Here is a 15,517-nt window from a genome sequence, read left to right on the forward strand (position 1 = left end):
ATGTCCTCACTTTATCATGATTCTCGCTTGTATTACATTCTAGGAGCCAATAGTCTATCTGCTATTGGTTCCGGAATTGTTATGATAACGATTCCTTGGCTGTTAATTAAAGAGAGTGGAGGAGAGACAACATTTGGTTATGTTTCTATCATTGCAACCCTCATTATGTTTTTATTAACACCATTCATTGGGCAAAGTATTGATCGTTTTTCAAGAAAATCTTTATTGCTATGTAACGAAGGAATCGGAATAGCCGTAATCGGAATAATGGTTATATGGGGATTTGCTGGGCAACCTTATCATTCTATTCACTATATTCTTATTTATATAGCCGGATCATTCTACTATTTATTATTTTATCCTACAATATTTGCGTTCAACCAAGAGATATTTCAAGCAGAACATTATAAAAGTTTAAGTGGAACGATGGAAATACAAGGACAGTTAACACAAGTTATTTCTGGAGCGGCCGCGAGCTTCTTAATTGAAATTGTATCTTTGAAGTGGATTTTGTTAGTAGACATGTTAACTTTTGCTGGAGCATTTTTTCTTTTCTTATGTATACCGTACGTAAAGAAAAAAGAAGTGAAAAGAAAAATAACATTTAAGAAGCAATTGTTTGAAGGAATTCACTTTATGAAAAAACGTCCTAAGCTCTTTTGGTTCTTACTGGCCACTTATATGCCGTTTATAGGTGTTATGATGGCAAATTATTTAATACCAGTTTATATTTCGGATATACTTAAAGCCAATGCCTCTGTATACGCAATAGAGGGGATGATGTACGGTGTCGGAGCGGTTGTTGCAGGAATCTGTATTCCACTCATAATGAAATATGTAAAAACAGAAGTTTCAATCGTTATGACGATGTTCATTTATGTAATTTCAATTACCGCAATGATTATTGAACCTTCCGTAATTTTCTTATATGGACTTGCAATTTTTCAAGCAGTTGGAAATGCGGGTACAAGAGTGGCGAGAAATGTATTGATGATGGAGGAAATTCCAAACGAAGTAATGGGACGTGTAGACAGCTTATTTCGCCTAATTGGTACTGGAATACGAATTGTATTATTAATGCTGTTTACAGCGGGTGTATCTAAAGCCGGAGTAATGCTTCCGTTTTACGTATTAAGCTGCATATTGATCTTCTCATTAGGAATCGCTATTTATTATGTACTATCACAACGTAAAGTAGCGGCGAATGTTTCTAATAAATCAATCGTTTAAAAAACACTTCTGCCGCCCTTTCTTTTTCTGTATAATAAAAAGAAAGGGAGTGCAAACTTATTTATGAACAAATGGATCTTTCTTATCATTTTATTATTACCGCCACTATACATCATTTATATGACGTTTAGAATGAACAAAGTTGCTCGTGAAAAGTTGAGCTATCACTCTCCGTACGTTCTTATACTGGGTGCAAAGTTATTTGGAGATAGACCGTCTTTATCTCTTCAAAATCGTTTGGATGTAGCGTTGGAATATTTATTTTCCCATCCTGAAGCGAAAGTAATTGTTTCAGGTGGTCAAGGAGAAGATGAAGATATACCGGAAGCTCACAGCATGAGAAACTATTTAATGGTACACGGTATAGATGAGAGTCGTATTTTAATAGAAGATCAATCTACAAATACGTATGAAAACTTAAAGTTTAGTATGGATTTATATAATGTGAAACATGCGGTAGTTGTAAGTAATACGTATCATTTATATCGAACGAAAATAATTGCAAAGCGTTTAGGCATGAAGATGGAGGCACTAGCTGCTGAAACACCAATTCGTTCTAAGAGAAAAATGTATGTTCGCGAATATGCTGCTATTATGAAAACAATATTGTTCGACCGCTAGAGCTCAAATGTGAGCTCTTTTTTAATTTAAAAGCGTATCATTTGAAATGAATGCCATATTCCATCAAAATAAAGGAAACAACAGTAAAGGAGTTGTATTTGTGATTCAATTTAATCATGTGTCAAAATCGTATGAAGATGGCACGAAAGCAGTGGATTCATTGCATTTAGAAATTAAAAAGGGAGAATTTTTTGTTCTCATCGGTCCGAGTGGTTGCGGGAAAACAACGACAATGAAGATGATTAATCGTTTAATCGAAACGACTGAAGGATCGATTTTAATCGATGGAAAAGATATTCAACAATATAATATAAACGAATTACGTTGGGATATAGGATACGTGTTGCAACAGATTGCTTTGTTTCCTCATATGACAATTGCTGAAAATATTGCAGTTGTTCCTGAAATGAGGCAATGGAGCAAAAAAGAAATTAAAGCACGCGTCGATGACTTGTTACATATGGTTGGATTAGATCCGGATATTTATCGAAATCGTATGCCTGATGAATTGTCAGGAGGACAAAAACAACGTGTCGGTGTCGTGCGAGCATTAGCTGCAAACCCGAAAATCGTTCTTATGGATGAACCATTTAGTGCGTTAGATCCATTAAGTAGGGAACAGCTTCAGAAGGATATTGTACAGTTGCAAAAAAAGATTCAAAAAACAATCGTATTCGTAACACATGATATGCAAGAAGCATTATCACTTGGAGATCGCATTTGTATTATGAAAGAAGGAAAAGTTGTTCAACTAGATACACCAGAAGGAATTATACATAATCCGAAAAATGAATTTGTAGAGGAATTCATTGGAAATCGTGGGCGAACTTGGTATCAGGGGAAAAGTATAGCAGATGTATTGCCACTTGATCAAAGTGTGCAATTAGAAGGGCAGGCGCTATCATTACATTCTTCTTTACAAGAAGCGTTAGTTCGTGTGCGTGATGATGAGGTCGTTCCAGTTGAAAAAAACGGTCAATATATTGGAGCGTTAACAAGTCGTCACATTGTCAATTACATTGTTGAACAAATGAAGGAAAGAGGCTAAACAGTGACTAATTTTATACAAACGTTCCAAGAACGAAAAATAGAATTACTAACTGCATTAAGTGAGCATTTACAAATATCGCTTATTTCATTATTTTTTGCAGTAATTATAGCGGTGCCACTTGGCATCTTATTAACAAGAAAAGAACGAATGGCTGAATTTATAATAGGAACTTCTGCAGTAATGCAGACAGTGCCATCACTTGCATTACTCGGACTATTAATTCCATTAGTAGGAATCGGAAAACTTCCAGCGATTATCGCATTAGTTGTGTATGCACTATTACCTATTTTACGAAATACATATACAGGAATAAGGGAATTAGATGAATCTTTAATAGAAGCCGCGAAAGCTATGGGGATGAATAGTTGGAGAAGATTGTGGAAGGTAGAACTTCCTCTTGCATTGCCTATCATTATGGCTGGTATTCGTACAGCGATGGTATTAATTGTTGGAACGGCTACATTAGCAGCTCTCATTGGTGCAGGTGGGCTCGGTAAGCTTATACTATTAGGTATAGATCGAAATGATCATGCACTTATCATTTTAGGGGCCGTACCAGCCGCGTTACTCGCTTTATTCTTTGATATAGTACTTCGCATACTTGAACGACCGAAACGCTCTTCTAAGCGTGTTATATTGACGATATGTATTGTTTGTATAATGATTGCTTCTCCATTTCTTTGGAGTACAGAAAAGAAAGATATTGTTATTGCGGGCAAACTTGGATCAGAACCTGAAATTTTAATTCAAATGTATAAGCAGCTTATTGAACAAGATACAGATTTACACGTACAATTAAAACCAGGTCTTGGGAAAACAGCATTTGTATTTGAAGCGTTGAAATCAGGAGAAGTAGATATATACCCAGAATTTTCAGGAACAGCTTTATCTACTTTCGTGAAAGAAGAACCAAAGAGTACAAATCGTGATGAAGTATATGAGCAGGCTCGCATTGGAATGGAAAAGAAATATAATATGATTATGTTGAAGCCAATGGAGTATAACAATACATATGCACTAGCTATGCCGAAAAAAATAGCAGATCAAAAGAATATAAATACAATTTCTGATTTAGGGAATGTTGCGCAGGAAGCCAAAGTAGGATTTACATTGGAATTTGCTGATCGTGAAGATGGTTATAAAGGAATGCAAAAATTATATAACTATAAGTTCTCGAATGTTAAAACGATGGAGCCGAAGCTGCGTTATAGCGCAATTGAATCTGGAGATGTTAACGTAATTGATGCATATTCAACAGATAGTGAATTGGAGCAATACGGACTGAAAGTGCTAAAAGATGATAAAGGGTTATTCCCACCTTATCAAGGAGCACCATTATTAAGAAAAGAAACGTTACAGAAATATCCTGAACTTGAAAAGGTATTAAATAAATTATCTGGAAAGATTACAGATGAAGAAATGCGAAAAATGAATTATGAAGTTAACGTAAATGGTAAAAGTAGTGAAGAAGTCGCAAAACAATTTTTACAAAAAGAGAAGTTACTTCGTTAAATTTACAAGAAATATACAAATTTATATGTTTGAAATGGCCGTTCATTACAAAATGAGCGGTTTTTTTGTGCATACTTATACATTTTTTCAAAAAAGTATTCCATTTTTGCTCATTTTCTTTTAGAATAAGTAATGTTTTCCTGAAAAAATATAAGAGAAACGTCTATTAGAGAAAAAGGTGACTTTAATAGTTGAACGAACATAACACCTAGAATGACAGATGGGGTGGTACAAATAGAAAAGAAGTTAGGATTTTTTCCATTAATCGCATTAGTAGTTGGAACAATGGTTGGTGGCGGTGTTTTTAGTTTACCGCATGATTTAGCAGTAGGAGCAAACAGTGGTGCAATAATAATTGGCTGGTGTATTACAGCGATGGGAATGATTCCACTTGCGCTCGTATATCAAACGTTAGCAAGACAAAAACCGGAACTTGAAGGTGGAATTTATAGTTATGCACGTGCTGGTTTCGGTGAATATATTGGATTTAATAGTGCTTGGGGATATTGGCTAGCAGGAATCTTAGGTAATGTCGCAACAATTATGTTACTGTTTAGTACATTAGGTTATTTCTTTCCAATTTTCAAAGGAGGAAATAATGTTGCGTCTATCGTTGGGGCATCACTTTTATTATGGACACTTCATTTTTTAATTTTATTTGGAATTCGTGAAGCTTCTATTATGAATGTGATCGCAACAATAGGGAAGTTAGTTCCAATCGTTTTATTTATTGTTGTAATGGTAACAGCCTTTCGCTGGGACACATTTACACATGATTTTTGGGGAGAAGGAACGATCTCACTTTCCGCTATACTTGGTCAAGTGAAAAATACAATGCTTGTAACACTTTGGGTTTTCATTGGAGTTGAAGGAGCAGTTGTATTATCTGGAAGAGCGAAGAATAGTCGAGATGTTGGAAAGGCAACAGTATTGGGACTTATTTTAGTAATGTCCATTTATATTTTAATTTCTGTCCTGTCAATGGGAGCTATGACAAGAGGCGAACTTTCTGTGTTAGAAACCCCTTCAATGGGGCATGTATTAGAGCACGTTGTTGGTCCATGGGGTGCAGTTGCGATTAACATCGGATTAGTTGCTTCACTTGTCGGTACATTAATTGGTTGGTTTTTACTTGTTTCTGAAATTTCTCATGTGGCAGGAAAAGATGGCGTATTTCCGAAAGTCTTTACGAAAACAAATAAAAAGCAAACACCGCACATGGCATTATGGATTTCAAATGGTGTTGCCCAAACTATATTTATCATCGTTTTGTTTTCGGAATCAACATATCAAATTATGTATTTCATTGCCTCAACATCAATTTTATTACCATATTTATTATCAGCGTTATTCCAATTTAAATTAGTCATTACAAACGAGCTAAAAGACGCTAAATTAAAAAACGGAGCGTTAGCTTTAATTGCTTCTATTTACTCTGTATGGCTTCTTTATGCAGCTGGTTTAAAGAATTTACTACTCGTTTCAATTGTGTATGGAATTGGAATTATTGTTTACACATTTGCAAGAAAAGAACAAGGGAACCGTTGCTTTGTAGGTGCAGAGAAGTATGTGATGTGGGCAATTATTGTTGCGGCTATCACATCCATATATATGTTATTAACTGGAAATATAAAAATGTAAAAAGTCCTTTTCATTTAAAGGGCTTTTTTCTTTGTTTAGAGAATATTTACTACATAAGATATTCAGGAGGGATGAGAATGGAAGAAAAAGAACAGTTGTCTAGAATAATTGATTTAGCTAGTGAGTTAAGGAAAGTATTAGTGCAAGAATCTTTTTTTAATCATCATCCTGAACTAAGAGGAGTCATTGAAAATTTAGCAAGTTCTGTTGAAAATTTGGCGGAATTACAAATAAGTAAAGATGAAAACGCTGAAGATCGATTACGTTACGTACTTGCGAAAATGAAAATTGCTCATAATGCAATTTTACAGGAGAAAAAAGCATTTCCTTCTCATTAATATAAGTTTTTATTTTGAACCTGGCGGATAACGTCAGGTTTTTTATTTCTAGTTTTTCGTTTCTTTCATACACTAAGAATAGTATGAAAAAAGAAGGTGACTAAGGTGAAATTACATAAAGCTCTTCAGCCAAGTTTTATAAAACGAATGTACTATATGAGATTTTTAGGGAAATTTACAAAAGCTGAGAAAGAGAAGAGTGGAGAGAATTTCTTTGTACAATGCTTATCGCCAATACCATTCACTTTACAGGAACAATTTACAAATGAACCATATGTATTTGAAGGGTTATGTAGTAATAAAAAGAATGAAAAAATCTTTTCGGAATTAAAGAAGAGGAAATTAGAAAAGCAACTAGTAATGTTTCGTCTTTATTATGAAAGAGGAAATGTATACGTGGAGTTAATATGTACAGAAGAACCGAAAGAAATAGCAAGCAGCTATAAAATGATTCCGGCACCTAAAGTTACAAATAATAAAAAAAGAGAATCTTTAGAACGAAAACTTAGCAACGGTTATTTATCATTTCTTATGCCAAAATTTCCGAAAGACTTTGAGCCTCCCGAATTATTGTGGCACGATGGAAGACTTTACGGAAACATATCCCTAAAGTCATCAATTAGCTCAATTGCCTATTTTGAACAGAAACGTGAATGTAAATATATAAACTGCAGTGACTGGACGAAGTATGTAGAAATAGCGGTAGAAGATCAATTATATTTTGTAAGTGATTATGTGTATGAGCAATTAAAAAAACGAATGCATGAAGAAGGTAAGCTAGTTGAAGTAGAGGATATAAAAGTACAAAAAGATGAATGGGAATGGGATGAGCGTGAATCGTCTTTTTTACAGTATGTACAAAGTATGGTGCATAATAAAGGGTTATATTTGGATGAAACGGATATTTATAATTTCCATATAAGTGTAAAAACAAATATGTTAACGATTCTTGGTGGTATACCGGGCGTTGGGAAATCACGGTTTGTGCAAACTTATGCAGAAGCATTAGGGTTACAGTATGGGGAAGAGTTGGTTTGGATTCCGATTTCGCCATCGTATCAAGAACCACATGATTTACTTGGTTACCTTCATCCAAATGGTACTTTTATTGAAAGTGAAACGAAGTTAGTTAGGACGTTAATGAAGGCGAAAGAAAATCCAAATCAACTGTATATAATCGTTTTTGATGAAATGAACATGTCTCATATTGAGCATTGGTTTACTCCGTTTCTATCTGTTCTTGAACTTGAAACAAAAAATCGTATTTTAAACTTGTATGAGGGTGTACAGGACATAGAGAATTCAATTCCATCAACAATTGAAATTGGAGAAAATATTATATTTGTAGGTACTGTGAATTTTGATGAAACAACAAAAGAGCTCTCTGATCGATTATTAGATCGAACGAACCTAATAACGTTACAGAAAATTCCGTTTTGTGAGATGGACATGGAACAGGGGAAAGTCGTATTACATCCACCTTTGAAAGTAACAGCGGGAGAATTTCGGATAAATTGGATGAGAAATAAAGCGATGATTGAAGTGTTTTCTGAAGAAGAATTAGAGCTATTAGATAAGTTGCATGTCGTATTGTCATCACATGACGCGTCTAAGGGAATTTCTTTCCGATGTGCAAATGCAATTGCGACTTATTTGCAAAACATACCTTTCCAAAATAATCATACCTATATGATCAGTAGAGAAGAGGGGTTTGATTTACAAATAAAGCAGCGTGTATTGACGAAAATCAGAGGGACCGAAATGATGGTTGGGCCTTTACTTTCTGAAGAAGCAAAAAGGGGGGCGACCTTAGTACCTCTTTTGCAATCTGCACTTGCAAACAGAGTATCTACATTTGAACACTCTTTAGCATATATACGAGAAAAACGTAGAGAACTGGAGCTGTATGGATATGCAAAATGAAGGGCGTTACGAAACAAAAATCGTTGATACGAATGAAACGCTCCCTTTTGTATTAAAGTTAATCATTGGAAATGAGGGGAAAGGAGATTATATTTTATTAAATCGTCTTTGTACATCTACTACAGCATTAGTTCAATGTATTTATAAAGTACAAGAATTAAAACCAATAAGATTGCAGTACAATTATGAAATTCCAATGAATATTACTTTTATATGGAATAAAGTATATGAGGGGCAGAAAAATATAAAAGAGGCTCAATATGAAATAAATGAAAAAAAACAAAGAGTATTAATATATGAACATGGGAAAACAGAATTCTTTTATCCATGGCGCTGTGGTTTATACCATTTTGAAGTGCGTATAGAAGATACAACGTATTATGGCGCATTTCAAATCGTACCGAAAAACTTTTTTGATGATCAATTTGAAATGATTCAAGACTATGTGAAGTCAATTTTAAATGAGTTGATTTTGGATAGAGGTTACTATAAAAAGACCTTCTCTGCACTTAGCGATATTGAGGATTCTTCTTATTTAGTGTTACTTAGAAAGTTACCCCAAAAAATGAAAATGATAAAGCAAATCTTTAAGAAAATAGAATCAAGCTCAAAATTTATAAATGAATATAAATGGGAAGGAAAAGAGCGAAGGCCAACAAGAAAAGGAACTATAGTGGCAGAACGAAAACCTTATGCCAAACATTATAATCGTAAGTTTATGGAACAAAAAAATAGTAAGGAAAATGCATTTCTTAAATATAAAGCGATGCAATTTTATCATTATTTAATTGAAGCAAAAAGTTTTTTACGCCAAACAATTGAAATCTTAGAAAGAGAAAAAAAGAAAAAATCAGAAGAGTTTCAAGCCGTAAAAACGATTATACAAACAATTGAGCGTAATGGATCGGTAACTGATAGAGAGAAGCAAAAATATAAAAATATACATTTACTAAAAGAAGCCGATTTACGAAAGAGCTCAATGAAAATACAAGAATATAAAATATTGGCGCATATTGTGCATGAAAATGTACAATACTTTCAAATGTTAATGCATTCTTCGTTTTGGAGGGAAGTTACTGAAACAAGTAACATGAACTTACATGATTTACCGATACCACATCAACAATTACTACATCATTTAGAAGTACTCCCGCAATATACGGATCAATCTCCATCGTTATTATTTGTTTATAAGCCAACGTTTTTAGTGTATGAATATTACGCTTTTTTTATCGTTATTTCAATTTTAGAGCAAATTGGTTTTGAAGCTAGAAACTCTATCCGTGAACAAATACAAGAACATTTTTATGTAGATGGATTACAAGATGGAACGACAGTAGTTTTAGAACGAGATGATATAAAGGTGCATGTTGCATTTAATGACTTAATTGAAACACATCCTCTTATTGCATTAAGTAAAGGTAGTAATTTTTACAATGGTGAGGATACGAAGAAGCCAGATATTCGCTTAGACTGTTATGTAAAAGAAGATGGGAAATACGTATATAAATCTTCTATTATTATTGAAGTGAAGTATAGTCCGATGTACAATATTTTTCAGCACGTCGGAAATACGAAAGCAACTGAGCAAATGTATAAGTACTGGTCTATAAAGTATGTAGAAGAACAGGATGGAAAGCGAGTCTATTATCGAAGGTCAATTTATGAAGTCATTTGTGTATATCCAGGAAGCCATATGCATAGTAAAAAAATTGAGTCTGGATGCGGTGTTTTCTTGCAGTTATATCCATATAAGACGAAACAAGGGGAAGAGAAATTAGCTGGAAAACATGGGATGGTACAAATTTTTGAAAAATGGTTAAAAAGCATTAAGAAGTAAAAGAAATCCTTTTTCATAAAGGATTTCTTTAGATTAAGAAGAATTATATGCTGTATGGAAAGAAACATAATGTAATTTAGATTTGAAAAGTGATACAAATGTGTTATTAAAAGGAATGTGAGCGCGGGATAAAAGTCGATTAAATTGGAATCTAATTCATTTTGCAGAATATAATAAGTCATAAATATTTTTAGTTGCATACGAAGATTTGTTTTTATATGATAGATAGTGAAAGCGTTATCAAAAACAGAGCGGCGATGGGAAAGGCGGTTAAATATGTTCCAGCGTGTTCAAACAAAGGAAGAACATTTTGGGTTCGAGCAACTATGGGGAGATTTTTGTGAGGAAAGAAACTTAATGTTCGTAGAACGTAATTTAAATCCATCACGATTTTTATTAATAGAAGATGAACATCCTATTGGTACAGTGGAATGTATTAAGTATACGGTACCTGAACAATCAAATTCTGAGTTTTTCTATCCGTTTTCTAAAAATGATTTAGTAAAAGATTTGAAGAATGTATATGAAATAGGCAAGTTAAGTATTTCGAAAACGTCTCGTGGGAGAGGACATTTCAAAAGGCTAACAGCTATTTTATTTATACATGCGTTAGAAACAAAAGCTGAATGGTACATTGCAGCAGTAACAAAAAGAATGTATATGTATTTACTTACACTTGGTTTTCCAATTGAGCCAATAGATAATCCATTTCAGTTTCATGATACTTTACAAGGTGTACCAGTAAGAATTCATGCTCGAAAAGGGGTTACGCATTTGTATTCTTTAAAAGAATTTCGTGATGTGATTCAAGGGAATGCTCATGCACAGGCATTAATTGCAGAATACAGTAAAAATATTATGTTAACGAAATAAAGCGAAGTGAATATGTATAATAAAGAGAATAATATTTGTATAGGATATAACTCTTCATTAAAAAAGACCCTTATTATTTTAATAAGGGTCTAAAAATTATAATCCAAATATACTAAAAATCATTTTGCGGCGCTTCGGTTTCTTTTCTCGTTCATATGTTGGTTTTGAATCAGGAGTAATATAAATGGGTTCTTCTTTCGTTAGGGCAGCTTCTAATTTTTGAATTCGCTCTAACATTTCCTCCATTTCACGACGGTGTTGTAAAAGTTGGTACGTGACGACATCATTTGCCTTATCTTGCATTTGTTCTTCCATTCGATCAAGTCTTCTCGTAATAGTGTTTAATTGATCAGCTAATTGCTCAAAATCATTGGGTAATATGTTTTGAACAATTGTATTAACTTGAGTTTTTAATTCCTCAACTTCATTTGAGGAAGCCTTTTGAGTAGATTGAGAATTTTGAGATTGCTCTATTTGAAATCGATGGTGTTCTAACATTTGATCGACATCCTCTTGTGTGAAAATAAAGTGGCCATATTTGTTTTTCTCTATCGTAAGATTTAATTGTTGTGCGATCCGGACAACAGCCTTTGGGCTAACACCTAATTTCTTTGCGATAAATGGTGTTTTATATTCCAAAATAATCCCTCCTATATATATCCTGTTGAATGATTTCGAGCTATGAAGTAAGTTCCCTTCTAGTGCGACAAAAGAAGTGTGGAATCGGCAAAGAAAGTGTTTTTTCACGAAATTGAGTTGAGAAGAATAGTTCGTTTAAATAAAAATGTTTTATCGTAACATTTAGAATAATTTGACGAGTGTAAATGAATTAGATTATCATAATGATAAATATCTTTTTTATGTATGCATATAATATATAAAAAGGTGGTTGCTAATGTAGAATTTTGTTAGAGTATTAGAATGCTTACTTCACTTGAATAAAATTAAGTAGGAGGTGGCTTCCTTGCTTACAAAGTAAGTAAGGAAAAGTATTTGGACATATATAGTATAAGTATAGTGATTGTTTTAATTGCTTTAACGGCATTTTTCGTTGCAGCAGAATTTGCAATTGTTAAAGTGAGAAGTTCACGAATTGACTATTTAATTGCAGAAGGAAATAATCGTGCAACATCGGTCAAAACAGTCATTACAAACTTAGACGAATATTTATCTGCTTGTCAGCTGGGAATTACTGTTACAGCTTTAGGAATTGGGTGGTTTGGTAAACCTGCGTTAAAGCAAATGTTTGATACGCTTTTTGCAAATTGGAATATCTCTACTCAACTAGCAGACATTTTTGCTGTAATTTTAGTGTTTTTGTTAATTACTTTTTTACATGTTGTAATAGGTGAATTGGCCCCAAAAACATTTGCAATTCAAAAATCTGAACAAGTGAGTTTACTTGTTTCTAAGCCGTTAATTTTCTTTTATCGTATTGCATTCCCATTCATTTGGCTATTAAATGGTTCAGCTCGAATCATTACGAAGCTGCTAGGGCTGAAACCGCCGAAGGGACATGATGAGGTTCATTCAGAAGAAGAATTACGGTTGTTAGTTTCAGAAAGTTATAAAAATGGTGAGATTAATCAATCTGAATATAAATATGTGAATAAAATTTTTGAATTTGATGATCGCATTGCAAAAGAAATAATGGTACCTCGAACTGAAATGAATATTATAAGTAAAGAGATGCCTGCTGAAGAAGCTTTGCAAAAAATGTCTCGTGAAAAATATACAAGGTATCCAGTTGTTGATGGCGACAAAGACCACGTAATAGGTTTTGTGAATTTTAAAGATATTTTTACTGAATTTGTACAACATAAAGCTGTTAATAAGAAGACAGTAGAGCAATATATGAGACCAATTATTTTAGTTATCGATTCTATTCCAATTCATGATTTGTTTTTAAAAATGCAAAAAGAAAGAACACATATTGCTATATTGATAGATGAATATGGTGGAACATCTGGACTTGTTACTGTTGAAGATATTCTGGAAGAAATTGTTGGAGATATTCAGGATGAGTTTGATACGGATGAGCAGCCAGAAATTCAAAAGGTTAGTGAAACGAAGACGATACTAGAGGGAAAAGTACTTGTTAGTGAAGTGAATATGTTATTTGGTTTAGGGATTGATGATGATGGTGTTGATACAATCGGTGGTTGGATTTTAACGAAGAATATAGAGATTGCTGAAGAGGATTCCATTGAAATTGAAAATTATAAGTTTTGTGTGAAAGAATTAGATGGACATTATATAAAAAGATTAGAAGTTACAAAGATAGTAGAATCGATTGTTATTTTAGAAGATGAAAAACAAATTTCGTTACAAGAGCAAATTAGCTCGTAAACTCTGCTATATAGCAGAGTTTTTTTGAGCATAATGTTTTTTGAGGGATAAGGGCTATGATACAATGACATAAGTCAAACCTTTCACTAGGTGAAGTATTGTTGTATACATATATTTGGAAGGAGAAGAAGTATGAAAAAGCATTTATATATAAATGGAGATTGGAAATCTGTAAACACGTATAAACCATTGTACGCACCATATTCTGAAGAAACATTAGCGGAAATTGCACAAGGCACGGAAGAAGATGTAAAAGAGGCTGTTACTGCTGCAAAAAATGCAATGACAAAAATGAATAAATTATCTGCATATGATCGTGCGACTATTTTAGAGAAAGTTGCACAAAAAATGGATGAAAGAAGAGAAGAATTTGCAGAGATTATTGCAAAAGAAGCTGCAAAACCAATACGTGCTGCAAGGGGAGAGGTAGATCGTACTGTTCAAACATACAAATTTGCAGCTGAAGAAGCGAAGCGTATATATGGTGAGACATTGCCATTAGACGCCGCACCTGGTGCAGATGGGCGTATTGCATATACAATCCGAAAGCCGATTGGGGTTATAGGGGCTATTACACCATTTAATTTCCCATTAAATTTAGTAGCGCATAAAGTTGGACCAGCAATCGCTGCCGGAAATACAGTTGTATTAAAGCCAGCTGATCAAACGCCATTATCATCTTATGCATTAGTTGAGTTATTTGAAGAGGCAGGATTGCCAAATGGAGCTTTAAATATCATTTCTGGTCCTGGCTCCACGGTTGGTGAGGCAATCGTCAAAAATGATTACGTTGCTTCTATTACTTTTACCGGAAGTCCAAAAGTTGGAATCGGAATAAAACAAAAGGCTGGGCTAAAACGAGTTACGTTAGAACTAGGCTCAAATGCTGCTGTTATCATTGATGAAGATGTAGAGTTAACAGATGAAATAATTGAACGTGTAAAATGGGGAGCATTTGTTAATAATGGGCAAGTTTGTATTTCAGTACAACGTGTTTTTGTACATGAAACGAAAATGCATGAATTTCTTTCGAAGCTAAAGAAAGCGATGGAATCAGTTGTTGTTGGTGATCCACTGCTTGAGGAAACGGATGTATCAGCTTTAATTTCAAAAAGAGATGTAGAGCGAATTGATATGTGGGTTCAAGAAGCAATTAAGGAAGGAGCAACTGTTTTATGCGGTGGTAAGAAGCGGGATGCAAGAATTTTTGAACCGACTGTATTAACAAATGTTCCAGATCATGTATCTGTGCAGTGCCAAGAAGTATTCGGTCCACTCATGACAGTAAATACATTTAAAGAATTTGATGAAGTGATTGAACAAGTAAATAATTCGCGTTACGGCTTACAGGCAGGTGTATTCACAAATAATTTATTTAAAGCAATGCGTGCAATTGATGAGCTAGAGGTTGGTGGTGTCATGATTAATGATATCCCAACGTTCAGAGTAGATCATATGCCTTATGGTGGTGTGAAAGAAAGTGGTACGGGGCGTGAAGGAATTAAATATGCAATAGAAGAAATGACAGAAATGAAATTAGTATGTATTAAAAAATAAAATAGAAAAACTTAAAACTTGCACTAAAAAACGAGTAGGAAATGTTTACGATTCCATACTCGTTTTTTACGCTGCTAGTAACTATTTAATTAAGTGTAACTTTTACTTCATTTCTTGTTTGAAAATAGTATCTTCTACATAAATTTGTTCTTTATCTACAGCAGTAGCATGAGTTAATACTAAACCGATGGGTGTTTTTGTATCTTTATTTTGAACAATTGTAAAAGGAACATTTTTTTCGTTTGCTAATTTAATGTATTTTGATAAATGTGGGTAAGCAATGCCACCATTTAGGAGGAGTTGTAATGATTGAGAAGGGCGCATGCTACCCGCCACTTCAGAGTATACATTACTTTGCATTACTTGACCGATCGTTAAAGCGATTTCCACACGCTCACGTAATGTAGTTAAATACATATTACGTTCTTCTGGTTTGTTTTGCTTTTGGCCGTAAATGCCTTCTTGGAGATAATCTTCCACATTTTTATTTACCATATTTTTCACACCTTTCATTTTCTATTGTACGCAAGAATTAAAAATGATGCAAAAAAGTCGTTTTGATTACGGAAATAATGAAAATAT

13 protein-coding genes are annotated in these 15,517 nt (G+C 33.8%); 11 read left to right on the forward strand and 2 right to left on the reverse strand.

The features are described from left to right. The 9 genes from ES895_RS08710 to ES895_RS08750 all read left to right on the forward strand — a co-directional run bounded on the left by ES895_RS08710 (position 1) and on the right by ES895_RS08750 (position 11,029). The gene (locus ES895_RS08710) at positions 1-1,230 is read left to right on the forward strand and encodes an MFS transporter (RefSeq protein WP_000097161.1); all 1,230 of its coding nucleotides are present in this window, start codon (positions 1-3) and stop codon (positions 1,228-1,230) included. A 63-nt stretch (positions 1,231-1,293) separates the two neighbouring features. Beyond that, positions 1,294-1,851, forward strand: a complete 558-nt coding sequence (locus tag ES895_RS08715; RefSeq protein ID WP_001045713.1) for a YdcF family protein — start codon at positions 1,294-1,296, stop codon at positions 1,849-1,851. 100 nt (positions 1,852-1,951) lie between these two features. Continuing rightward, a complete protein-coding gene (locus ES895_RS08720) occupies positions 1,952-2,899 on the forward strand; it encodes an ABC transporter ATP-binding protein (RefSeq protein ID WP_098318256.1) in 948 nt (315 codons plus the stop codon). A 3-nt stretch (positions 2,900-2,902) separates the two neighbouring features. Beyond that, positions 2,903-4,414: an ABC transporter permease/substrate-binding protein gene (locus ES895_RS08725; protein ID WP_000181014.1), complete on the forward strand. Its 1,512-nt coding sequence runs from the start codon at positions 2,903-2,905 to the stop codon at positions 4,412-4,414. Positions 4,415-4,627: 213 nt separating this feature from the next. Beyond that, a complete protein-coding gene (locus ES895_RS08730) occupies positions 4,628-6,055 on the forward strand; it encodes a basic amino acid/polyamine antiporter (protein WP_000129448.1) in 1,428 nt (475 codons plus the stop codon). A 77-nt stretch (positions 6,056-6,132) separates the two neighbouring features. Beyond that, positions 6,133-6,393: a hypothetical protein gene (locus ES895_RS08735; protein ID WP_000391445.1), complete on the forward strand. Its 261-nt coding sequence runs from the start codon at positions 6,133-6,135 to the stop codon at positions 6,391-6,393. Positions 6,394-6,498: 105 nt separating this feature from the next. Next, positions 6,499-8,316: an AAA family ATPase gene (locus ES895_RS08740; RefSeq protein ID WP_000766197.1), complete on the forward strand. Its 1,818-nt coding sequence runs from the start codon at positions 6,499-6,501 to the stop codon at positions 8,314-8,316. Next, complete coding sequence (locus ES895_RS08745; RefSeq protein ID WP_001178733.1) at positions 8,306-10,156, forward strand: hypothetical protein; 1,851 nt, start codon at positions 8,306-8,308, stop codon at positions 10,154-10,156. The genes ES895_RS08740 and ES895_RS08745 overlap by 11 nt, the downstream gene beginning before the upstream one ends. Positions 10,157-10,432: 276 nt before the next feature. Continuing rightward, positions 10,433-11,029: a hypothetical protein gene (locus ES895_RS08750; protein ID WP_000487795.1), complete on the forward strand. Its 597-nt coding sequence runs from the start codon at positions 10,433-10,435 to the stop codon at positions 11,027-11,029. A 96-nt stretch (positions 11,030-11,125) separates the two neighbouring features. Here ES895_RS08750 and racA read toward each other — a convergent pair whose 3' ends face one another. Then, positions 11,126-11,668 carry a chromosome-anchoring protein RacA gene (racA, locus tag ES895_RS08755; protein WP_000456021.1) on the reverse strand — a complete coding sequence of 181 codons (543 nt, stop codon included), beginning with the start codon at positions 11,666-11,668 and terminating at the stop codon, positions 11,126-11,128. A gap of 354 nt (positions 11,669-12,022) precedes the next feature. Between racA and ES895_RS08760 the strand changes: the two genes are divergently transcribed. Next, on the forward strand, positions 12,023-13,378 hold the full coding sequence (locus tag ES895_RS08760; protein WP_001987328.1) for a hemolysin family protein: 1,356 nt from the start codon (positions 12,023-12,025) through the stop codon (positions 13,376-13,378). Between the two features lie 132 nt (positions 13,379-13,510). After that, on the forward strand, positions 13,511-14,935 hold the full coding sequence (locus tag ES895_RS08765) for an aldehyde dehydrogenase family protein (RefSeq protein WP_135238295.1): 1,425 nt from the start codon (positions 13,511-13,513) through the stop codon (positions 14,933-14,935). A gap of 102 nt (positions 14,936-15,037) precedes the next feature. Here ES895_RS08765 and ES895_RS08770 read toward each other — a convergent pair whose 3' ends face one another. Beyond that, positions 15,038-15,430 (reverse strand): YueI family protein, encoded by a 393-nt coding sequence (locus ES895_RS08770; RefSeq protein WP_000247557.1) that lies wholly within the window; start codon positions 15,428-15,430, stop codon positions 15,038-15,040. Positions 15,431-15,517: the final 87 nt, after the last annotated feature.

Source organism: Bacillus sp. 007/AIA-02/001, from assembly GCF_004634455.1.
Classification (GTDB): Bacteria; Bacillota; Bacilli; order Bacillales; family Bacillaceae_G; genus Bacillus_A; species Bacillus_A cereus.